At 71.0% G+C, this 23,837-nt stretch carries 1 protein-coding gene (cut by a window edge); it reads right to left on the bottom strand.

What is annotated here, in order from left to right; translation table 11 throughout:
- Nucleotides 1-23,837 carry the 5' portion of a T3SS effector HopA1 family protein gene (locus G361_RS0106090; RefSeq protein ID WP_020647642.1) on the bottom strand. Its footprint begins 13,039 nt before the window's first position, so only the first 23,837 of its 36,876 coding nucleotides appear in the window; it begins with the start codon at nt 23,835-23,837; its stop codon lies beyond the left edge, outside the window.

Here is a 23,837-nt window from a genome sequence, read left to right as displayed (position 1 = left end):
CCAGCCGAGCCCCGTTGCCGGGCCGAATCCCGTTGCCGGGCCGAGTCCGGTTGCCCAGCCGAGTCCTGTTGCCCGGCCGAATCCCGCTGCCCAGCCGAGCCCTGTTGCCGGGCCGAATCCCGTTGCCGGGCCGAGTCCGGTTGCCCAGCTGAATCCGGTTGCCCGGCCGAATCGGGCTGCTGCCCGGCTGAATCCTGTTGCCGGGCTGAATCCCGTTGCTGGGCCGAGTCCGGTTGCCTGGCTGGATCGGGTTGCCCGGCTGGATCCGGCGAGGCCCCGGGAGACAGCGCGACCGTACCCGGCTCTGCCGCAGCCGAATCTGTTCTTCCGCTGAGTTGTTCGGCCGAGCCCAGCACCAGTTCGGCTGGGCTCCTGATGTGGTCGTCCGCCGCCGAGCCGTCAGGCGAGCCGGCTTCGACGGCAGGGCCTACCGGTTTCGGGACAGATGGGATCGAACCTATCGCGGGCTCGGCCACATCAGCCACGGACCGAGCCTCATCGGTGGCGGACGGGGCCTCACCCGCCACAGACCGGGGCTCCTCGGCGACGGACCGGGCGTCACCAGTGACGGGGTCGGCCGTTTCCTCGGCGGCCCGAGAGGTATCAAGGGGATCCGATTCTCCTTCGCCGTCGGCCGATTCGACCGTGCTCCTGGGTTCGGCGAACCGGACCTCGCCTGGCGCGGGCTCGGCCTCGCCGGTCGCAGGATGGGCCGTGCTTGCGACGGGGTCGGTCGCCTTCGTGGCAGGCTGTTCCGAATCGGCGGCGTCCGGATCCGCGACAGCGCCTGTGTTTCCGGGCTGCCCGCCCGGATCCGGTATTCCGGCAGGCACTGTCGCCGAACCCGACGGGCCGTCCGGATTCTCGTCATCGGAATCCGTTGTGTTGCTGATTTGTTCGACCGCGTCGGCAGCAGATTGAGCTGCGTTCGAGGCATTCGGATCGGCTGTGCTGCCGACGTTGCCCGGAGGGTCGGCGGGTGCCCCTTCGGTCGGCAGGGCAGTCGCGGGCGAGTCAATGATCGGAGAACTCGTTGTCTCGCTGAACTTATCGGGAAGGTCGGCGATCTGTGGGGCAGCATCGCCGACAACCGGATCGGCCGCTGAGTCGAGGTTCCCGGGCTGCCCGTTCCAGTTGATCGTCGTGGGCGAGCCGCTGTTCGGAGAACTCGTTGTCTCACTACGGGTTTCGGCAGGCTCGGCGATTTGTCGGACAGCATCGGCGACGCCCGGATCGACCCTAGCGCCGGGCTCTCCGGGCTGCCCGTTCCGGCCGATCGTCGCGGCTGGGTCGTCATCCGAATTGTCGTCGGTGGAATCGGTTGCCCGGTCCGGTTCTTCGGCCGGGCCAGCCGCGACCAGGGCGTTCTGTGGTACGCCGGGGACGGGTTCGGCCGGGCCGACGGTGGCCGGGTTGTTGAGTGGTGCGCCCGGCTCGGGTTCCGCTGGGCCGACGGTGGCCGGGGTGTTCTGCGGTGCGCCGGGCTCGGGGGCGGGTGCCGGGCTGGCCGGGACCTCGGGTGGGTAGATCGACGAACCTGACGTGGCCGCAGCGGGCCGTTCCCCTTCGGGTACGGCAGGCGATTCCGACACAACCACGGCAGGCCGTTCCACTTCGGGTACGGCAGGCGATTCCGACACGACCACAGCAGGCCGTTCCGCTCCGGGGACGGCAGGCGAATCCGACACGACCACGGCAGGCCGTTCCACTTCGGGTGCGGCAGGCGATTCCGGCACGACCACGGCAGGCCGTTCCGCTCCGGGGACGGCAGGCGAATCCGACACGACCACAGCAGGCCGTTCCGCCTCGGGTACGGCGGGCGAATCCGACACGGCCGCAGCGGGCGTCGGGGTGTCCTCCGTGTCCGGGCCGGCCGCCGGATCCTGTTGCACCGGTGGGAGATTGCGGGCCGGGTCGTCCGGATCCAGACCGGCCCTGCGGAAACCGACCAGTACGGCGGCCTCGAAGGCGCCGAAATCCTCGGTCTGCAGCGCCGTCAGCGCCCGCTCAATGATGTTCGAGCGCAACGATCCGAAGGTTTCCCGGCCGTGGGTGCCACGCGGCGGTTCGGTTCCGACGCTTACGCCGGGCAAGACCTGTTCGGTCATCGGCGGGACCTGCCACCGGAAGGCGTCCGGGCGGCGCTGCTGAAGTTGCTTCAGCCATGCGACAACTCGCTCGACTGCCGCCGGCGACTCCACATAGACGACGATCCCGTCCGCGCGGGCCTGCTGTGGGCCCAGCACCCGCACGCCCTGGACGCCGGGAAATCCGGAATGGTGGTCCACCACCTCGTGCACGATCTCGCGAGCGATGTCCAGCATGGCTTCGCCGGTCGTGTTGATGTACACGCGGAGCCGCCGGTCGACGGAGCCGAAGCCGGCCCGCCAGAAGTGGACGAACTCGACCGCGTCCGGATCGAGGGTGGCGGCGTTCTCGGGGACGAATGCACTGCCCCCCTTCATGGTGGCGACCTGGTCCTGCTCCCGGAACCTGGCGGCCAGAATCTCGCCGAGCCGCGCCACATGGGCCTGCGGATCGCGGACCGCGTCCTTTCCTGGGTCCAGGCTGTAGCTGCGGTAGACGTCCGGGCCGCCCTCGACAGCACGCTCGTCCCAGATCCGGTGCAGGAAGTCGGTGAGGCTTTCCCGCGACAGCGTGGGCGGGACCTGGCCGTGCCGTCGATACGACGCCGCGCGGACTGTCAGCAGATCTTCGAAAGGGGTTCCGGCGCGCAATCTTTCGTGCAACTCCGCGAGTGTGCGCGGCCGCTCGAACACGTCCGGGAAATCCGCGGCCGCACGCGCCTCGACTGCGGAGATGTCGGCATCGGCACCCGGTCCCGCCGAGCTGACCTCGGACGGCGGCATTGCCGCACCAGGATTTGATGCCGCTGTATCGGGATCCGACGCTACCGCACTGGGATTTGGCGCGGCCACATCGGTATTCGGCGCGGTCGCGCCGGAATTCTGCCGCGTGTCGGGATTGGGTGCGGTGGCGCCGGGGTTCCGCCTTGCGTCGGGATTAGGTGCGATGGCGCCGGGGTTCCGCCTTGCGCCGGGATTAGGTGCGATGGCGCCGGGGTTCCGCCTTGCGCCGGGATTAGGTTCGGTGGCGCCGGGATTTTGCCTTGCTTCGGGATTCAGCTCTGTCGCAACATTATTCGTCGCCGAGGCATCGACGTTCGGCACCACTGCGCCGGTGGTCGGCTCTGCTGCATCGAGACTCCGCTCTGCTGCACCCGTATTCAGTGCGGAGGAATTGTCGTATTGCGCCGCCGCACCGGGGGTCGACTGTGCTGTGACGGGATTCAGCTCTGCTGCACCAGTGTCCGACGCCGAGGCAAAGTCGCTCGACGCTGCCACACCGGTGGTCGACTCTGCCGCAACGGGATTCGGCGAACCCACGGTGGACTTCGACTCATGCGCACCGGCATTCGCCACTGCGGCGCCAGGATCCGCCGCCGGGGTTGCGGCATCCGCGGATCCGGTAGGTGGAGTAGCCGAACCCGGCCCATGATCGGACGGGGCGGCGGGGGAGCCATGGGAATCGGAGGAGCCGGGGGCCGTGGTTTCCGGGCCGAGCGCGTAGGTCTCCGCGCGCAATCGCTCCTCGTCGGCGACGGACTCCCAGTAGCGCTGGGTGGCCGCACCCATGGCCTGGCGGACGACACGCAGGACAGCCAGGTCGTCGGCGACATCGGCACCACGCGTCCGGGCGGCCGCGAGCCGTCCGCGCTCGGCGGCCACCGCGCTCAGGCCGGCGCGGGCCAGTTCGGCACCGGCCGCCGTGCCGGGATCGACACCCAGGCTCCGGATCAACCGCACAACATCACCGAGCGCGGCCGCCTGCCGATCCCGCGCCAGCGCGATCGACTGCCGGTATTCGTCGGCCGGATGCGGCCGGATCACCGGCCGCGCGCCCGCGCGATCGGCCGCGACCACCGTGCCGCGCACCACAACCCCGCCGCCGGCCGAGCGGACCTCCTGGATCTGGACGACCAGATCGCGCGCGAGCAGCAGGCGCGGCGCGTCCAGTCCGGCCCGGAACATGTTCGCGGCACCGACGAACAGTCCCGGAGTGCCTTCGGGGACGGTCAGTTCCAGCCGGTAGGTGGGCGTGGCGACCCTCGTGCCGAGCATGACCTCCAGATGTCCGGGCACGTGATACACCCCGCCGGGCCGGCCACCGTCCGGTCCGAACAGCCCGTACCGGCCGTCGAAGGTCACCACCGTGACCTCCGGCAGCCGCTGACGTCGCAGTATGTCGTCGAGCACCGCGACGGTTTCCGGGGACGGCTGCGTGCCGTCGCCGTTCAGATAGTCGCGCAGCACTGCCCGCTCGTCGTCGGACAGGTTGTCCAGCACCGCATCCCACACCCGATGGCCGATCTGCACCCGGTCCGCTGCGTTCCTCGGTACAGCGGCGGCGGCCTGCTGCCGGGCCGGGCTGGGGTCGGGGGCGAGCCGCTCGCGGGCGGCGGCTCGGGCGACGTCGGCCTGCAGTGCGGTCGCCCGCGCGGCGGCCGCGTGATAGGCGTCCGCTGTCAGCTCCGCCTGCGCCAGCCGGTCGAAATAGGGGAGTGCGGTGCGGGCCTGGACCGGTGCCGTGCGCAGTTGCTGGAACAGTGCCGCGCGGGCCGCCGGATCCGCCTCGCGCAGCCGCGCCGCGGTCACCGGGAGCCCGGCCACGGCCGCCTCGAGCGACTCCGCCACACTGTCGCGCACGACGATCGCCTGCGCCGACCGCTGCCGCAGCCGTTCGAGGTCGGCGCGCTGGATCACCGGATCGTCGAGGAGGGCGCGCGGCGCCTCGCCCCGGCGGGGGTGGACGGCCAGCCGGGCGTCGACGCCGAGGCGGTCATCGATGATCTCGTCGAATCCGGCGACGTCGGCGTCGGCCTCGTGATAAGCGGTGGTGGCCGCCGCGAGCCGGTCGAGCTGTTCCCGGAACTCGGCCGGAACACGTTGCGCCGCATCGTCGAAGTACCGGGCTCGCCCGGAGTCGGAACTCGGCTCGGCGGAAAGCAATTCGTGCAGGCGCACGGGCAGGCCCGGCAGTTCGGCCCGCAGCTCGTCCAGTGCGGCGGCCCGCTCCAGCACGGACGCATCCCGTTCGGCGAACAGCCGGTTGACGACGGCCACCCGGACCGGCAAGGGTTCCGACTGCCCCTGCAGATCCCGCAGCCATTGCTCCAGGTCCCGTCGCCAGCGCCGGATAGTCGCGAGCCGTTCGGCCCGGCCGCCGTCGGCCGCCGCCGGTTCGCCCAGCCGGTCCGCCCACGGCCCGCGCGCGCCGGGCGTATCCGCCGCCGCGAACGCCTCCACCCGGCCGGCCCACACCGCGAGCTCCAGCCAGGGATCGTCGATGGCGTGGCCCACCCGCACCCCGGGCAGCCTGCCGTCGGCGGCCCGTTCCGCCAGCACGCGCAGTGCCTGCTCGGGCTCGTCCGGCAGACCGCGGATGTCGTACCGCGCCGTGATCTCGGGCAGGATCTCCGCCGCCCGCCGCGCCGGCGGCGACTCCCACTCGGTACCGACCGGCAAAGACTCAGGTGCGTAAGGGATCCGCATGAACAACACCTGTTTGTCCCAGGCGTTGAACAACATTCGTCGCGACCATCCGGGTAATGCTCTGGGCCGCAACCGTTCCGGCGCATCATCGGGCAGTTCGCCCGGATGCAGCAACTCGCCGCGGCGCAGCACGAAATGCTCGCTCAACCGCGGACGCACCTTGTCCCAATCGAAGCCGAGCCCGGCCGCGTACCGGTCCGCGTCCTCCCAGGTGCGACCCGGGTTCTTCGCGAGGAATTCGTGTTCGGCCCATGCGTCTTCGAGTAGCACCAGATCCTCGCGCAGCGGCGAGCGGCGGCCGATCCCGTCGCCGACGCCGGACAACCGATGCCAGGCGTCGGCGATGTGGGCCAGCCGCTCCACCTGCTTCCTGACCGGCAGTTCGTCCGGACTACGGTGGTCGCGGACCAGCAGTTCGTCCCGCATCAGATGGTTCTTGATCGCCACGATGCGGGCCCGCAGCTGATCGGCCGGCAGCAGGTTGCCCTCGGAGTCGTGCGCGAAGGTCAATCCGCCGAGGAAGCTGCCGCCGCCGTCCTGGTTGTCCAGCAACGGATCCCGCGGCTCGGCCAGGACGGCCCGGATCCGGTCGGCGTCGGTGTCGTGCTCGTCCGCGGCGAAACCCTCCAGCACTCGATCGGCCCAGCGCTGCACCGCGGCCCAGCGTTCCTGCCCGCGGACGGTCCGGGCCACCTGCAGCGCCGTGCGGTCCGCGAGCGGCAGGTGCTCGGCCTCCGTCTGGCTCCGGAACAGCTGCTGCCAGACGTCCGAACCGTGCCACTTGAACTTGCGGAAACTCCGCACGATCGGAATCTTGCGCAGCACAGGGTGATCCGGATCGAACGGGCCGTTCGGCAGTCCACGGCTGTGCGCCAGCGCCCACTCGCCGATATCGGGGCGGCCCTGGATCCACCGCAGCAGCCACGGATGTTTCTTGGCCTCCGCGCTGATCTGCACCCATCGCTTGCCGACGGTGTACAGCGCACCGTCGAGCAGCATTTCGTGATGCAGGTCCTCGTCCCAGCCCGGCGGCGGCTCGGGACCTCCGACCGGACCCTGGCTGGCCCACAACAGGAATCGGCCCTCGGGGGTGAGCGAGAGCTCTTCCTCGAAGCTCATCTCGGGCCATTGCCCGGTGAGGGCGTAGTACAGCAGCGGTTCGACCCCGTCCTGGAACGGGTCGATGGCGTAGTCGCCGCTGAATCCGTCCGGCATCTTCTCGTCGTAGGTCCGGGGGTGGACACCCCGGCGGTCCTCCCCACCGAACGGCGCCCACCCCTTCGGCGGCAATCGCCAGTCACCGGCCCGCAGACCCCAGTACTTGGCCAGCTTGACGCCGGGCGGCAGTTGCGGCTGGTACGCCCGATAGGCCCGCGCCTCGCGCTCGTGGATGTCGTGCCAGGTACCGTCGGAATCCGCCCAGCTCAGCATGATCTCGTCGGGCGGCACCGGTACGATCCGGCTCAGCTCGGCCGCCCGCCTGCTCTGCGACGGCAGCATCCGGCGGCCGTCCGGCCCGGCGGGAATTCCGGCGCCCTCGGAGATGATCTGCCGCCAGGCCACCGGATCGGGCACGAGTACCGATCGCTGGCCGGGGGCGAATCCGTCGGCCACCCAGCGTCGGATCGGCGGCGGTGGCAGCGATTCCGTCTCGGTGTCGCCGACGGCGTTCGCGGTCACCCGCAGATAGTCGACGACGGTGTCCGGCCGCAGGTCCAGCAGTCCGGCCAGGCCGCGGGGCAACCGGGCGCCCAGCGCGGGGGTGTACGGTAGCGCGGCGGCGAAGGCGGCGTCGTGATCGGCGGCATCCGGCCGCCCGAACTCCGCCCGGCCCGCCACCACGATGATCCGGGGCGGACGGCCGCCGGAACCGTCCTCGGCGACGGGCGCACCGAAGTCCACCCACACCTGCTCGCCGACCCGGTACAGCGGCGGCTGCGCACTGTCGCTCGCCCCGGTGACCTGCCGCCAGTGCTCGGCCGCGCGATCCCGCCAGGTGCCGACCAGCGCGGCCCGCCGATCGTCGATCCGGCCGATCTCGTTGTCCGTGCGGGCCACCACCTCCCGGGCATCCGCGAGCGCACGCAGATCGCCGGGGGTGAAGTTGTCCGGCTCCTCGAAATGCCGCATCTCCAGTTCGGCGAGGCGCCGGCGCACCGGCTTCGCCGCCTCGGCCACGGCCGCCCGCCGGCGAACCAGGCGTTCGGCCTCGTCGTGCACCCGGACCAGGTGCGAGGCGTCGTGCCGCGCGCCCTTCAGCTCGAGCTGGTGGATCCGCTCGTCCAGCTGCCGGATCGCGTCCTCGGCCCCGTACAGGGCCAGGGCCGCCGCGGCGATCGCGTCGATCTGTTCCTCGCGGCGACTGCGCTCGGCCTCACCCAGTTGTTCCCGGATCATCGTTCCGGGCTGGTCCGGCGCACCCGGTTCCTCGATGTAACCGGCGACTTCCTGCTTCAGCCGCGTGGTCGTCGCGGCCCAGCGGTCCCTGGACAACTCCGCGATCGACAGGTTGGGCACGAGCCCGGCCAGCTGCGCCAGCTCGTCGCGCCAGAACGCGTATCGGTCGGCCTCCCGGGCCCGGTCCAGGACTGCCCGGTCCATCTCCTCCTGATCCGAGGCGGGCGCCTTACCCGATGGACGCTGCGGACGCGCCGCGGGGGCAGGTGCCACGGGCGCCGCGGCCGGGAGGGCGGCCGGTTCGTCCCGGGCCGGATCGTATTCGCGCAGGTCGGTCAGCCAGACCCGGCCGTGCTCGTCCACCCGCGCCTGCCGGAACACGAATTCGCCGCCGCCGGCCAGTCCGCCCCGCACGTCCGGCGCGAGAATCCGGTCCGGGTTGCGGCCCGGGGACACGATCAGCAGCCGCCGATTCGGTTCCAGCCGAGCCACTTCCGGCGCCGTATGGTCGGCGTCCACCAGCCGGCCGTCCTTGCCCAGCGCTCGGCCACCGTGTGCGGCAAGCACATCGCGCGCCGCCGCCACGGCCGCGTCGGTCAGCGCGCGTTCCAGCGGCACGGCGAACCGCCGATGGTAGATCTCCATCGCCTTCAGCAGCGACTTACCGCTCTTCTCGACCAGCTGTGCGCGGCCTTCCAGTCGCCGTCGCTCGGCGAAGAAGTTCTCGAGTTCGGTGTGCGGTAGGTCGGCCCGGTTCCACAACTCGTTGGCCTCGGCCTGAGCCGCGGCGGTCCGCGAGCGGATCGCGTCGGCCAATTCGCCGGCCGTCATCTCGCGGCCGTCGATCCCGATCCGATAGGCGGTTCGCACCAGTTCGGCGAAGGCCTTGTCCCGGGCCTTCGCCAGCCGGCGGATCTCGTCGCCCGTCTGGCGCAACGCCCGGCGCATCATCCAGGAGTTCGGGCGGTGCTCCCGTTCTGCACCGGCGGGCACCCAGTCGCCGGGCCGGTGCGGCGCGGCCGGGCGGACCGCGGGTGGATCGGCCGGCGGGCGGTGGTTGCCGACCCAGATCCGCCCGTCCTCGTCCAGCCGGACCCGGCGGTAGACGATGTCGGTGTAGCCGCGCAGGGCCAGAATTCGGCGTTCCTGGGCATCCAGGTAGATGTCGGGATCGCCGGTGCTGCCGACCCCGATCGCGCGTACCGGCTGCCCGTCGTCGTCCACGGTGCGCACATGTCCGGGGCCGACCCGCATCCGGCGGTAGGAGACGCCCGGTACCCGATCGACCTTGTCGCTCTGATCGGTGCTGTGGAACATCACCTCCCGTTCGGCCTCCGCCTGGGCCCGGTCGCGGCGCACCGACTCGTTCGCGCGCGCCACCCGATACCGGTCCAGGGCCTCGATCGCGGTGCGATGCTGTGCGGCGGCCCGGGCGGCCCGCGCGTCGATCGCCTGCTGCAGTCGTTCGATCAGGTCGTCCCGGTCGTATACGGCAGGGTCGATGCCGAACTCGCGGGCCAGTTCCTCCCGCCGGGCACGCCTCGGCTTACGCTCGGACAACTCCCATCGGTGCGGGTCGATCCCCTCGACTGCCCGCAGTTCCGCGATCAGGACGGTGCGGTCCCGCCGGCCGGGCTCGAGCCCGTGTGCGCGGGCCAGTTCGCGCAGCAGCTCGATACTCGCGCGACCGCCGATCAATTCCTGGGAGAGGTCTCTGCGCTGCCGGTCCGACCGCGCGGCCCGCTCGTCGAGCAGATCCCGGATCGCCTGTTCCACTTGATGATCGGTGGGAACCTCGACCCCTTCGGCCGCGGCGGCGTGCCGGAGCAGCATGCCTGCCCCGGAGTCCGCTGCGCGGCGGAGTTCGCGCAATCGGTACGAGGCACCGGGCTGCTCGGCCGCTGCCGCGATCCGGTCCCGCAACATCCGGGACTGCATTCCGTCGGCGTCGATGTCCATGTCCCGCAGCCGCGCCGCCGCTCGGTGCCACGCCCGGGTCCGCGTGCCGGTGGCATGGGTCAGATCGCGCAGGGCCTGTCGCAGGCGGCGGGTTCGAGGGTGGAACTCGTGCTGGGCGCCGTCGGGTGTCCAGTTACTGCGGGACGGATCGCCGGAGTCCGGCGGGCCGGCGGGGGGTGGGGGGTCGCCTGGGTCGGCCGGGCCTTTGGGGGGCGGCGGGTGGCCGGGATCGGCCGGACCTCCCGGCGGCGGGTCGGCCGGACCTCTCAGCGACGGCGAGTCACCCGGATCGGCCGGATCTCCCGGCGGCGGACGGTCGCCTGGGTCGGCCAGGTCCTCGGAGGGTGGACGGTGGTCTGGGTCGGCGAGGGCTCCAGGTGGCGGACGATAGCCCGGGTCGGCCGCGCCTCCGGGTAGATGGTGGCCTGGGTCGGCCGTGCCTCCGGGTAGCCGATGGCCTAGGTCAGCCGCGCCTCCGGGTAGATGGTGGCCTGGGTCGGCCGCGTCTCCGGGTAGCTGGCGGCCCGAGTCGGACGTGTCTCCGGGTAGTGGCCGGTCGCGCGGGTTCGCCGGGCCTCCAGGCAGTGCGTGGCCGGGATCGCCGGATTCCGCCACGCTCGGAGTACCGGTGGCGGATGATGGCCCGGATTCCGAATTATGCTGTGCTGCAATAGTTCTGACAGATTCGCCGAGCGCAGAAGCTGCACCCTGATCGGCATTCTCCGCGACGGCCGAGCCATCCGGCGCCGAGGGCGTTTCGAGTCGGGACTGCTCCGCCGCCAACTCCTGTGCACGCCGCGCCGCCTCCGCGTACCGGCGGGCGAACGCCTCCAGCGCGTCGAGCTTGTATGTGTGGTCCGTCCGGGCATCCGTCGCCGGCGCCGTGCCACGCAGCGTCAGCATGGTGGCGTCCAGGGCCGGGCCCGGACGCAGCGCCACCCAGTCGTCCCGGTCATCGACCCGCAGCCTGTCCGCCAGCGCATTTCGCTGCCGGACCGCTGCGTCCCGCTCCGCTTCGGCGGACGCCCGCTCCACCACGACCCGGGCGTATCGGGCGCGGTCCGGCTCCGGCAGATGTGCCACCGGATCGCGGGCCTCAGCCGGGTCGGCCGCCCGCAGCGCCGCATCGAGACGCAGCCGGGCCTCCTCGGCGATCGACCATTCGTAGCGGGCCGCGGCGACATCGTGCCTGAACTCGGCGAGCCGCATCTCCTCGCGGCGGGTCGCCGCGGCCGGATACTCGTCCCGACGGGCGGTTTCATCGAGTATCGCCCGGGCGATCGTCCGGTCGGCGGCGACCCGCACCACATCGATCCGCGTCCGTACCGCCGCGGCCAGGGCGCTCGGATCCAGCCCTGCCGCATCGACATTCAGCTGCCGGGCCAGATCCTCCAGCGCCCGTTCAGCGGTCTCCCGTTCGGCGATCACCGGTGCCAGTCGGCGTGCCAGGTCCGGCGGGAGTTCGTCGCGACGGTCCACCGACGCGAGCAGTGCGCCGCCGCCCGGCTCCGCTCGGTCCGGTTCGGCCAGTCCTGCGTCATGGCCAGCGGGAGCGCCGGGTTCCGGCGCGCGTGCGGCGGCCCGCTCGGCGGCAACCACGGTGGCTCGCATCAGCCAGTGATCGTCGGATTCCGACAGGGAATCGATGCGGATACGCAGACCACGACCGAGCAGCAACTCCGCATAGGGGGTATCGAACGGCAACAGACCCGCGCTCACGAACAACGAGGGTGTCCCGGCCAGAATCACCAACTCCAGATGGAACGGCGCATCCCGCCGGAACGGCACCGTGCCCAGCACCACCGGCAGGAAACTCGCCTCGTCGTGGACACTGCCCGGAACAACCTCGGCCGGATCGAACAGCCATCCGTCCGCCAGGGTGACCTGAACCGTCTGGGGTATCGGATTACGTTGCAGCACTTCATCGATCACGTCGACGATGTGCCGGAGCTCGACGGTCGGCTGCAGCTCGCCGTGCAACATCGCCGCCACCTCCGACCACAGCGGCGAATCCTCGGTCAGCCGACCGGCCAGGAAGGTGCGCAGCACCGCACGCTCGTAGTCGGTGAGCTGGTTTCGCACCTCCGCCCACACCTCACCCGCGTACGCCATCCGCTCGGCGTGCGGAACGCCCGGATCCGCGAACAGCACCTGGTCGACCGGCTCCCCATGGGTCGGCGGCCCGGGCTCGAGCGCCGCTGCCCGAGTCGAGAGTCCTGTCTGCCCGGCTGGAACACGCTGCGGCGCAGCCGCTTCGAGTGCCGGCTCGCGGATCGGCCGGTCCGTCCCGGCGGCCGGAACGGGCTGCGGCGCGGCCGGTCCGAGCCCCGGCTCGCGGATTGCTTGATCCGCTCCGGCGGCCGGAACGGGCTGTGGCGCGGCTGGTTCGAGCCCCGGCTCGCCGATCGCCGGATCCGTCCCGGCGGCTGGAATCGGCCGCGGCGCGGCAAATTCGTGTACCGGATCGCCGATCGGCTGGTCCGTCCCGGCGGCTGGAACGGGCTGCGGCGCGGCAGACTCGCGTACCGGTTGGTCGACCCAGGCGGCTGGAACGGACTGTGGCGCAGCCGGTTCGAGTGCTGCATCGCGGGGGACCTCGGTCCGAGTGTCCGGGTCGGCCTGCTGGAGCAGGATCCGGTTGAGCAGATGATGCCCCTCGGTCGCCGCCGCCGGATCGTGCGCCACCGCCAGGAATGCCTCTGCGAGGGCATTGTCGACATCGAAATTGCCTGCGTCGTCGAAACTCTGCTCGCCGAACTGTTCGCTCAGCCATTCGCCGAACTCGTCCGCGGCGAACACGCCACCGTGGGTGGCGCGGTAGAACTCCGCCAGCCTGCGTTGCGCCGCCGGCTGTGCGGTACCGGCGCCTGCCACCCGCAACGCGAGTCCCATCAGGTGGACGGCCGCACCGTAGGCCGGCCGGTCGCGTGGGGCAACGGTCCGATCCGTCTCCACTCGCTCGGACCATTCACGCAGGAAGGCATCGGGATCCGTCGCGTACCGATCGCTGAGGACGAGCACGGACCGCCCACGCCTGTCCTCGGCGACGAATTCCGCGAACCGGTCACCGGACACCTCGCCGATGCGCAATTCGTCGATCATCACCGTCGGGAAATGGACCAGTACCGGTTCGATACCGCGTACGAAGTCGCGGGCGATCTCCACATCCACACCGGGAAGGTCGAATCCGATGACATCGATGGGAGTCCGGAACGGGAACCAGCCACGGTACCTCTCGGCGAACAACGCACCCACCGCGGCCGCGGTCTCGGCATGCGAGAACTCGTCGCTGATCACCGGTCGGGTCGGCGGATGCTCCGCTCCCGCGAGTTCGATCAGCGGGCCGGCATCCGAATCCGCTGGCCCTACAGTCGGATCAACCCAAGTATCTTGCACCGCAGGCATTTCGACCGCAGGTGTGCCGGGCGACACGGATGCGGGCGTCGCGACGGGCACCACCGTGCCGCGCAGCAGCATGTGACCGTCGTGATGCAGGTCCTGGACGGCGTCGAGGCGGACCCGCAGGCCGCGACCGAGTAGCAACTGCGGCAGGCCGCTTCCCGACAGCGCGAAATCGTCGCCGACGAACAAGGCGGGAGTGCCTGCAGGAACAGACAGTTCGAGATGGAACCGCTGGCCGATCGACGCGGGCAGCCGGCCGAGCCGACCTTCCAGGTAGCCGGGAATCTCGTGGACGTCACCGGCCTTCGGCATGCCGGATGCGAACTCGACCGGCGTCGCGAGGACGGTGACGACCATCGCTTCGGGCAGCGGATTGCGTTGCAGCACATCATCGATCACGACGATGATGCGCCGGTGTCCGGCGGTCGGCCCCGATTCGCCGCGCAGCGCCGCCTCGAGCTCGGCCGCCAGCGACGGTGTCCCGGGACGTCGGCTCGCCTGGTGGTCACCCAGGATGGCGCGCTCGGCCTCGGTCAATGCGCGGAGCACCTCGGCCCAGATCCGGCGGGCATAGTCGGTCCGCTCATCGAGCGACGCGGTACTGGTCTCGTCGAACAGCACGGCCGGTCCGTCCGCAGCGGGCAGGCGTAGCGCGGCAGGTAGCACAGGCGGTGACGACTCATCCGCCGCTGCGGCCACAGGCTGGTTGCCGAACGGGACGTTCGCCACGGCAGGGACAATCGGCATTGCGGCAGCCGAGGTTGCGGCAGCGCGCGTTCTGGCAGTCGGTGTTGCGGCAGCCGGGTTAGCGGCGGCTGGGCTTGCGGCAGCCAGCGTTACGGCTGGGTCTGCGGCAACCGGCGTTACGGCTGGGGTTGTGGCAATCGACGTCACGGCTGGGACTGTGGCACCCGGCGTTACGACTGGGACTGTGGCAGCCGTTGCGGCGGCCGCCAAATCGGCCGCGCGTGTCGTGTCGGACCAGCCGACACCCGCAGCGATCCGCCACATCCAATCGGCGTGGTCGAGGGCGGCGCGGGCGACCCATTCGGCGCTGTCGGCGCGGTCGCGCAGCGACCCGACATCGGGGTCGGCCGTCGCGGTGGCCTGATCTGCCACGTCTCCGAGCCAGGCGGCATGCTCGGCGGCCATCTGCGCGCTCCAGTCGGCCTGTTCGGCTCGCATCGCGGCGGCCCACTGCTGCACGCTGTCCGGGACCGGCTCGGCCGGAACACCTTCCGGCCGCCCGTCGACTTCCGGCCGCCCGTCGGCGATCCGGGCCGGGCCGCCGACGATGCCGTCGAGCGACTCGGTCGCCGGTCGGCCGAATTCGTCGTTGCCCCGGAACAGTTCCTCGGCCGCGAGCCTGTCGGCGCGCAGCGCCTCATCGATCTCGGAGATCAGGGCGGGCATCGGCCCGGCCTCCGGGGCGACCGCGCCGGTGGCCACACCCCGCAGCAGGTCGGCGTACCGCCACGACAGACGGGCATGCCGTTCCGCCTGAACCGCGAACTGTCCGGCCGCCGGGGCACTCGGAAGTTGCGCCGCCGCAGACCGATACGCCTCCTCGCGCAGGAAGGAAGCTCGCCGAGAAGCCCGTTCGGCGACCTGCTCGGCCGGATCCGCACGCCGACGCGCGGCCCATTGCCATGGTGTCTCCGCAACATCCGCGGCCGGCTGCATGGGGGACCGGTGCGCGCGGTCGTCGGCCACGTCGTGCGCAGCCGCAGCACCGCCCCGGTCCGCCGCGGAGTCCGACATCGCCGGACGATCGTGCCCTGCGCTCCGAACCGCCGAAACCTGCTGCGCTTCCGACGATTGCGGCACCACCGGAGCCTGCCCGTCCGCACTCCCGACCGCCGAGACACCCGAAACAGCCTCCGGCACCACCGAATCCACCGAGATCTGCCCGGCTCGATCATCCGCCGCCGCGGACCCCTCCAGCACCACCGGGCCTACCGAAATCTGCTCGGCCGAAACGTGAGTCGGGCGATCGGCTGCCGAATACCCCTCTGGCACCGCCGAACCCTGCTCGACCTGCCCTGCCGGGGACTCTCCTGATGCCGACGAATCCACAGAAATCTGCTCGATCGTCCCCCTGGCAGTCGGACCGATCACCGCCGCCGCAAATTCCCCGGGCACCACAGACTCCACCGAAATCCGGTCGATCGACTCCCCGGTAGCCGGACCGATCACCGCCGCCGCAGATTCCTCGGCCCCAGGCGACACAGATTCCACCGAAATCCCGTCGATCGACCCTGCGGCAGTCGGACCTATCACGGCCGCCGCAGATTCCGCCGGCGACACAGATTCCACCGAAATCCGGTCGATCGTCCCCCCGGCAGCCGGACCGATCACCGCCGCCGCAGATTCCCTCGGCACCACAGACTCCACCGAAATCTGTTCGGCCGGACCATGAATCGGGCCGTCTGCCGCCGCAGGAGCTCCCGGAACGACCGGACCTACCGGAGCCCGGTCGACCGAACCGGCCACCGCCGCCGGAGACCGCTCCGGCACCACCGACCCTCCTTGAGCCTGCTCTGCTGGGCCATCCACCGGCGGCATCGTCCCCACCTGGGGCGACGACTCCGAATCCCGCAACAGCGGAGCCTCTTCCGCATTCGGTATCGCTCGATCGAGCTCGTCTCGGCCGCGCGCCACGGGTGCGGCGTCCGGCGACGGCACCACGTCGCCGAGCCCGTCGCTGCTCGGCGTCCCCGAATCTGCCTGTGGTGGTGGCTGCGCGGGCTCCAGGAAGTCGGCGGGAGTGTGGTTCTCGGTGTCGTCCTGCGACTGGACGATCAGCAGATTCGACGGTGGTGGCCCGCGTGGCGCGCGGAGCCGCGCGGCGGCGACGTCCTGAAGTTCCGTCGGATTCAAGCGCTCGAAATCGGCGGCGGCGGAATCGAGTTCGGCCTGGGTGGCTTCCGAGACGGTGTTCGTTTCGCCCAACTCGACGGCGCTCGTTTCGGCGGCCTTCCGATAGCGGACCACCACCTCCTGCACATCCGGGTTGTCGCTGAGCGCGTAGAGTTCGTCGTCCGGCGAGGAGTAGTACTGCACGCTGCCGTTCTGGCCATTACGCGCGGCACGGTTCTCGGCCTGGATATCGATATCGCGGGAAGCCGCCGAGCGTGCGGTCATGAGCACGTGCAGGCCACCGCGCTCGTTCATCCGGTCCGAAATCTTGATATCCACGCCGCGCGCGCCCTGCATATTGATGATCAGAACCTTGCCCTCGGCACCGGCCTCCTTGATGATGTCCTGCAACATCTTCTCGGCCCTGGCGCCGTGTTCGGAGAACCATCTGGCATCCACCGCTCTGTACGGGAGCCCCTTTTCCTCGGCCATTTCCGCCAGCCTCGCGACCAAACTGTTGCGGTGCGCCAAGACCAGCTGCGGACGGCCTTTTCCGTCCGTACCACGGAGTTCCATGACGTCGCGGATAATTCGTTCCAGTGAATGCTGCTCGCTCTGGGATGCCCGGTCGTTCGTGCGCTCGTGCCCGGTCAGGCGGGACTCCGAGAATCGGTCCACCTCTGTGGTGTGGTCGAGGCCGCGCTCTCGCAGGCTGTCCGCCACGCCTTTGGCGGTGCCGGACGCGCCGCTGACCCGGTCGTAGTACTTCCTGGTACCGAAAATCTCCTCAGCGGTGATCTGTTTGGAGCCGCCGGGGTCGTCGCGGATGGACAGATTGTGCGCGGCCTCGAGTGCCTGCGCCAGACCGCCGTTCCACCGGCTCTCACTCGAGGTCTCGGGATCTTCGAGCAATTTGTGGGTGGTCTGGTCGATGATTTTGACCTTGCCCTGGTGCACGATGTAGTGGTCGTTCTCGACGTATTCCCAGTGGGCGGTGGCCGCCATGTTCAGCCGCCGTATCTCGTCGGCATTCATCGGTCTGCCGAGCAATTTCTCGACCTCGGTGCGGCCGGCCGCGGTCAAGCCGGCCTGCCCACCTCTCTGCTCGGGAACCCGGCCGAAGTCCTCCTCGGTGAGCGTGCGGGACGCCAGATTGTCATGGAGGAATGCATGAGCCGCGCGCACCTGTGCGGCGACCTCCGGTCGAGCATCGCGCCCGGCGCCTTCGGACAGGATGTAGCTGGTGTTGGCGTAGACCAGCATCTCGTCGATCTCGTCGAGCGCGACATGCCGGCCGGGCACATCGTTTCCGCGCAACATGGCGAAGCCGATGTCCTGCTGGGTTCCGATGTAGATCGTCGGTTCGCCCGCTACCGGTTCGGGATGCGGCGCATCGGGATTCATCCGGACGATCTCGAAACCGAGGTCACCGAGTACCTTCAGATAGTCGTCGACTTCGCGGTTGGCGAGATTGTCCCGGGTCGTCACCACGTGGGCCGAGCCGTGTTCCACTGCGTCGAGGGCCGCATGGGCCAGGAACACGTACGACTTGCCTTCTCCGGCAGCCATGTTCACCGGACCTTCGCGCATGGCCAGGACGGCCGTCACCTGCGTCCACCGCAGTACCTTGCCCTCGCCCTCATGGATGATCTTGATGACCGCCGCGAGTTTCTCCGCCGGAGAGCCGTCCGTCATCATCGCCAGCAGCGTCTCCTTCGGAACCTTCGCGGCCATCCGCAGGTTCGGGGGCGCATCCGGGTCGTTCCGGGCTTCGAAGTACTTCAGTGCCGTCCTGCCCGCAGTTTCGGCGGCGTCCTTGCGTGCCGCCGCGATGCCCCGGTAGGCCGGTTCCGACTCGATCAGACCGGCGTCGAGGGCGGTCGAGTATTCGGCGCCGGCTCCCTCGGCCTCGCCGACCAGCACGTCGGTCGCTTCCGCCAGCGTGTCCTGATGGTCCTTCAGTACCTGCTCGAATTCGGCGCGTTTCGCCGCGAGCGTCCGCTGTGCGGCCGGCGCCGGCTTCCCGGCCGCCTCCGCGGCCGTCCGCAGCGCGCTGCGGGCCTCCTCGACTCGCTCGGCGGAGGCGTCGATGCGCTGGTTGTGCTCCCGGCGGACCGCCTCTGCCCGCTGATCCGCCACCGCGATGCGCTGGTGCGCCTCGGCTTCGGCCACCGCCCGGTCGGCAGCCGTGCGGGCCCGCTCGATGCCTCGGTCGGCCACGTCCCGCTCGAGCCGGCCGTCCTCGTGGGCCCGCTCGTATTCGGTTCCCGCCCGGTCTCTTTCGGCGGCCAGGACGCCGGTCGCGTCCCGCAGCGCCGCCAGATGCTCGTCCTGCGCCGCATCGAATACGGTGCGGGATTCCCCGAGTGCCCGCTGCGCCTCCTCGACCGGCTTCGCTTCCGCGGCCGCCTCGGCCGCTCGCAATGCCTTGCGCGCGTCGCGGAGTCGTTCTTCGGCAGCCTCCCGCCCGCGTATCCGGGTCCGCGCGAGTTCGTCCGCGGCCGTTCGCGTCGCCTTCCGTGCCTCATCGAGTCCGGTGGCGGCCTCCTTGGCATCCGCCACGCCCCGCTCGGCCGCCCGCAATTCCGTGCGGGCAGCTCCGAGCCGCTCGACGGCGGCGTCGATGCGCTGCCGCTGCTCCCGGCGCACCGCGTCGGCGCGCTCGTCCTCGGCCGGAATGTGCTGGACCGCATCGACTTTCGCCGTCAGATCCCGCTCGGCCGCACTGTCCGCATCCGGCTGTTGCGCGGGCTTCGTTCCGCGGTCGGCAGCCGGCCGCGACTCGGCCGGGTCCTCGGTCCGATGCGCGATACCGCCCGGGACATCGTCCGCGGACGGTGGCCTGCCCGGTGCGTCCCCCGAGCCCGCTTCGATCCGCGGCCGCTCGTCCACAGCCGGGTGTTCCGCATCGAAAAGATGGAGGGCGGCCGCCTTCACCGAGGCGATGTGCTCCGCATCGCTGCCACCGACGTCGAGCACCAAGCGTCCGGCCTCCACGTGCAGCTGGTCGCGCGGGCCTGTGCCGTAACGGATTTCGACGTCCTGCCGGTCCAGCACGCCCTTCGCCCATCGCGCGGCATCGTCGCCGGACAGGGCCTCGTCCAGTGCGGCGAGCCGGTCGGCGAGCACTCGGCCGACCAGCGTGCGCGCTTCGACCGGCTCGGCACGGTCGGCGACCGGCCCCGGACGGTCACCGGATTCGGCACGCACCGCACCGGATTCGGCGACCTCGACATCGATGTACTCCTTGCGCACCGCCGGGTCGTCCAGAACCGCAGCGAGTTCGGACGCGTGGTTCTCCAGCACTCGTCCGTGCTCACCGGGAGCCGCCGCGATCACCAGGCGATCGGGTTCGCCGGGAATCAGGACGATCCGGTCGCCGTAGTGGACCGCGTCGTTACGGCCCTCGGCCGCACGGGAGATGTAGTCGCGCGCCGCGATACCGGTGACCTCGCGGTCCGCGTGCTCGGCGCTGTACCGATGGTTGGCGTAGTCGTCGGACCGATCGGAGAGCTCGCGCAGCCTCAGGTCGATCCGCCGCAGCCGGGCCGCGCGTTCCGGGGTGGTGTCCGGATCCCTCAGTTCGGCGTCCACTCGCTCCAGCCGCGAGTCGATCACCGCGCGCATGGTCTCGTGGTTCAGCCGCGGATCGATGCGCAGTGTCCTGGCCCGGTCGCGCACGTCCCGCCCGGCCCGCTGTGCGGCGGCTGCCTCGTGACCGGCCGTCTGCCGGGCGGTCTCCAGGCGCTCGGCGACATCCGGGGAGGTGGGGTGATGGTTCGGGTCATCGAGTGACACCTCCGCGAGTGAGCGGGGGCGATCGGAGTCGGCCGCCTCCGCGCCGGCGGGCGCGACACCGCCGCGCCACAGCTGGTCCGCGAAGTGCGCTCGCCCGTCAGGCGTGAAGACGACCGCCTTGATCTGTCCGATGTCGGCCGGCAAGCCGTCCGGATAATCGTAGGCACGGCCGGTGGCCGGATCCTCGAGGACAATCCTGCCATCGTCGTTTCGCAGTACGAAGGCATGCCCGCCGACGCCGTATTCGTTTACGGGACTGCGGAACTCGACGACCACCAAGGCAGCCGAACCCGGGCGGCGCAGCATGCGGACGAGCCGATCGAAGTTGCGGAACTTCCGCAGCGGACCGCCCGCGCTGATCTCCACCTCGCGGGGGCTCATACCGTCGAGGCCGACCGGTCGCTCCGGCGGGTGCACGTTCATGCCGAGCTTCGCCAGCAAGCGCAGGCTCAACTCGGCGCAGCGCGCCCGGTTGCCCTGCACGTTCGGACGGCGCGACTCGACCGGAGTGGCCGAGCGCTCGGCGGCCGGATCGGTGCTGCCGTCGGCTCCTGTCCGAGCCCGCGGTGCGCGCGCGTGCGGCTGCGCACCCGGATCCGCCAACGGCGGGAAGACCACCGGCTCCGCGCCGGGATCGTCCGGGTGCCGGTGTCCCGCGCGCTCTGGTCCGGGAGCCTCGGGATGCTCCCGGTCCGAACCGGAATCATGTTCGGGGGGAGTACTTTTCGCGTCATCATGCCGCCAGGCGCCCTGATCGGCGCCGGTCTCCCTGCTCCGGTCGTTCTCGCCGTCCGAACCGGCGTTCCCGTCGCGGGCGGCGGCCTCCCCGTTCTGAGCGGCCTCACTGCCCCGGGTAGCCTCCCCGTCCAAACCGGCCTGCCTGTCCCGGGCGGCCTCACCGTCCGGCCGATCGGCCCCGGCAACCGGCTGCACGTCCCTGTCAGCACCCCCGCTGACGACCCTCGGGTCGGCCGCACTGTGCAGTTGACGACCGGCCGCATCGGCCTCGGCGGAAAGTCCGGCCCGGCGTGGATCCGCCACGGCCCGATCGCGGCGCGCTGGCCCCGGGTTCGACAAATTCGATTGCCGGGCAGAGTCTTCGACCGCCCTCTCGGCACCGGAATCCGCGTCGCGCCGTCCACCAGCGTCGACACGACTCCCGGGCCGTTCCCCACGATCACCCAGCCCCCTGTCCCGAGCGTTGGGGGGCTGCGCACGGTCACCCGGCTCCCCATCGCGAGCGCTGGCCTGCTGCCCACGGTCACCCAGCCGCCCGTCCCGGGTGCTGGGGTGCTGCGCACGGTCACCCGGTTCCCCGTCGCGAGTGCTGGGGCGCTGCACATGGTCACCCGGCTCCCCATCCCGAGCGCTGGGCCGCTGCACATGGTCACCCGGCCGCCCGTCGCGAGCCCTGAGGTCCTGCGCACGGTCACCCGGTTCCCCATCCCGAGCGTTGGGGGGCTGTCCGCGGTCACCTTGCCCCCCTTCGCGAGCGTTGGGGTCCTGCGCACGATTGTTCGTGTCGTCGTTGCGAGCGCCCGGCCGCTCTCCGGCATCGCCGGATTCTCTCGCCGCAGCGGCGGGCAGTGGCTCGCGCTGGTCGGTGTGGGCACCGGGCGCGCTGTCGCCTTCCCGGGCTGCGCTGGCGACGACCTCTTCGCTTTCCCCGGGAGGTTCTCCCGCAGATCGCGATTGCTCGCGTGGTTCTTCCACCGAATCACGGCCCGCGGCAGCGTCTTCCGACATTCTCTCGGCGCCGCCCACGGGATCGGCGGCGAGATCCACGACGTCCGCATCGAGTTCCGGTGAACGATCGGCGACGTGCGCGCTACCCTCCTCCGGCGATCCCGGTTCCACCCCGAACCCGGTCGCCGGGTCGGCGGCGGATCGAGCACCCGCCTCGGGGCCGGGCTCCGTGGCAGGCCCGGCGCTCCGTCGCGGATCACCGGCCCCCGCGCGATCGGCCGCTCGCGGGGCCTCGGCGGCGCGCGCCTGCACGCGTGATCCGCCGTCGGTGGCCGCGGATCCCGATCGACCGCCCGCGGCGGCCCCGGCTCGGCCGGTGTCACCGGTGCTGCTGCGTCCACCGGCGGTATCCACGCTGCCGTTCGCCCGGCCGTCCGCGGCGGGCCGCGGTCCGGCCTCGCCACGCGAATCCGTTGTGCCGGTACGGAAATCCACTGCGTCGCCACGAGGCGCCTGGCGAACGTCGCTCGCGCCGGACGCCGGAGAAGATACGCCCCGCGCCTCGGGCGGCGCGGTACCCGCCACCGCGCCGGTCGGGGCGGACGCAGAGTTCGCCGGTGCGGCGGTCGCACCGCCGGCCGAGCCGGGCTGCGATGGGCTCGGCGCGGATTGCGTTGCGGCGTCATGGGTTCCGATGGGTGCGGCGGACTCGGCAGGTGCCGCGACCGACTGCGCACTGGCGTGGTCGGCTACCTCGCCGGACGAGGCGACCGGCGCGTGCCCGCCACTGTCCGCTGTCGCCGGGAACCCGGAGGCCGATGTCTGCTGCGCAGCCGCGAGTGACGAATCACGCACCGGCACATCGGGTTCCCCGGCGCCGGAGCCTGCTCTGCCCTCGACCACAGCCGCCGGTGGGTTCGCCGAGTTCGTCGCTGTGTCGTGATCCGTTGCGCCGGAATATGTTCGATCTGCGGATGCACCGGCGACCGGCTGCCCACCCGGATCCGAGATCGACGGTCGGGCCCGTGTCCCACCGCCGACCGGCGAGGCAGGAGAATCGCCACCGGCGGCAGTCACCGGATCGGTACTGCCGTCCATTCCTCCGGGCAGATCCGAAGGGAGAGAACCGATTCTGACTCCGTCGCCGGTCGAAAACTGCCGGCCGAGGCGGAAGTCGTGCGCGATCGAACGGTTCAGCCCGCCCACCCCGCCGGCGAGCGCCCCGCCGACGAGCAGCCGCGGATCGAACTGGGTGTGTTCGAGATTCGACCACGCCGCGCCGAAACCGTCCTTGCTCCAATCCTTGCCGAATTGGACGGCCACCCCGGTGCCGACCATGCCCGCCATCGTCAGCATGCCGCTGCCCGCACCGATCCCGAATTGCGCCATCGGTGCGGGTCCCCGACGTCCGAGCGCCTCGCCGAGATCGCCGGTGACCACACGGCCGAACCGCTTACCCAGTGCCTCGCCGAACGGGCCACCGAGCGCACCGCCGACGCCGAGCGCGAGGGCCGTGGTTCCGGCCTCACCCCAGTCGATACCGGCGCGACGCCCCTCCGCCACCTGGATGGCCTGGATTCCGGCATCCTGCACGCCACCCATCAGCGCGTTGACGGCCACATGCATGATCAGGAACTTCGCGAGGCGGCTTTCCGCCATCCGGCCGGCCAACCGCACCATCGCCGCTTCGGCCTCGTGGGAGATGATGCGCATGATCACCCGGCCCCAGCCGATGATGACCCCTTCAGCCTCCGGGGCCGTCGGCGGGAACAGCCAAGCCGCGGCAATCTCGGCCGCCAGCATCGACAGCATCGAGTAGAACATCATCTTCGTGTACTGGATCTGCGTGCCGGCGTCGTCGAGCGAACCCGCCACCTTGCCGAACTCGGTGATCAGGTCGTCGAGACCCTGCCCACCGGTCGCGGGCGCTCCGGTTATCGTCTCGTCGAAGGCATTCCCGATGGCCTCGCGCCCGTCACCCGCCGAGTAGGCGTCCAGCGCGGCCCGTTTGGCGGCATCGATCTGCGGCAGAATTTCGCGGAGGCTCGCGGTGGCGGTATGCCAATCCCCGCCCGCGCCCCACACTTCGTCCTCGTTGCCCTCGGGCCATTCCATCCCGGTGAGCCACCCGAGCCACGCCAGCGACTCAGGGAATTCCAGCAT

The organism is Nocardia sp. BMG111209 (genome assembly GCF_000381925.1).
Classification (GTDB): domain Bacteria; phylum Actinomycetota; class Actinomycetes; order Mycobacteriales; family Mycobacteriaceae; genus Nocardia.
Note: the sequence above shows the minus strand (reverse complement) of the source record. Positions and strands in the feature narration are given on the sequence as shown.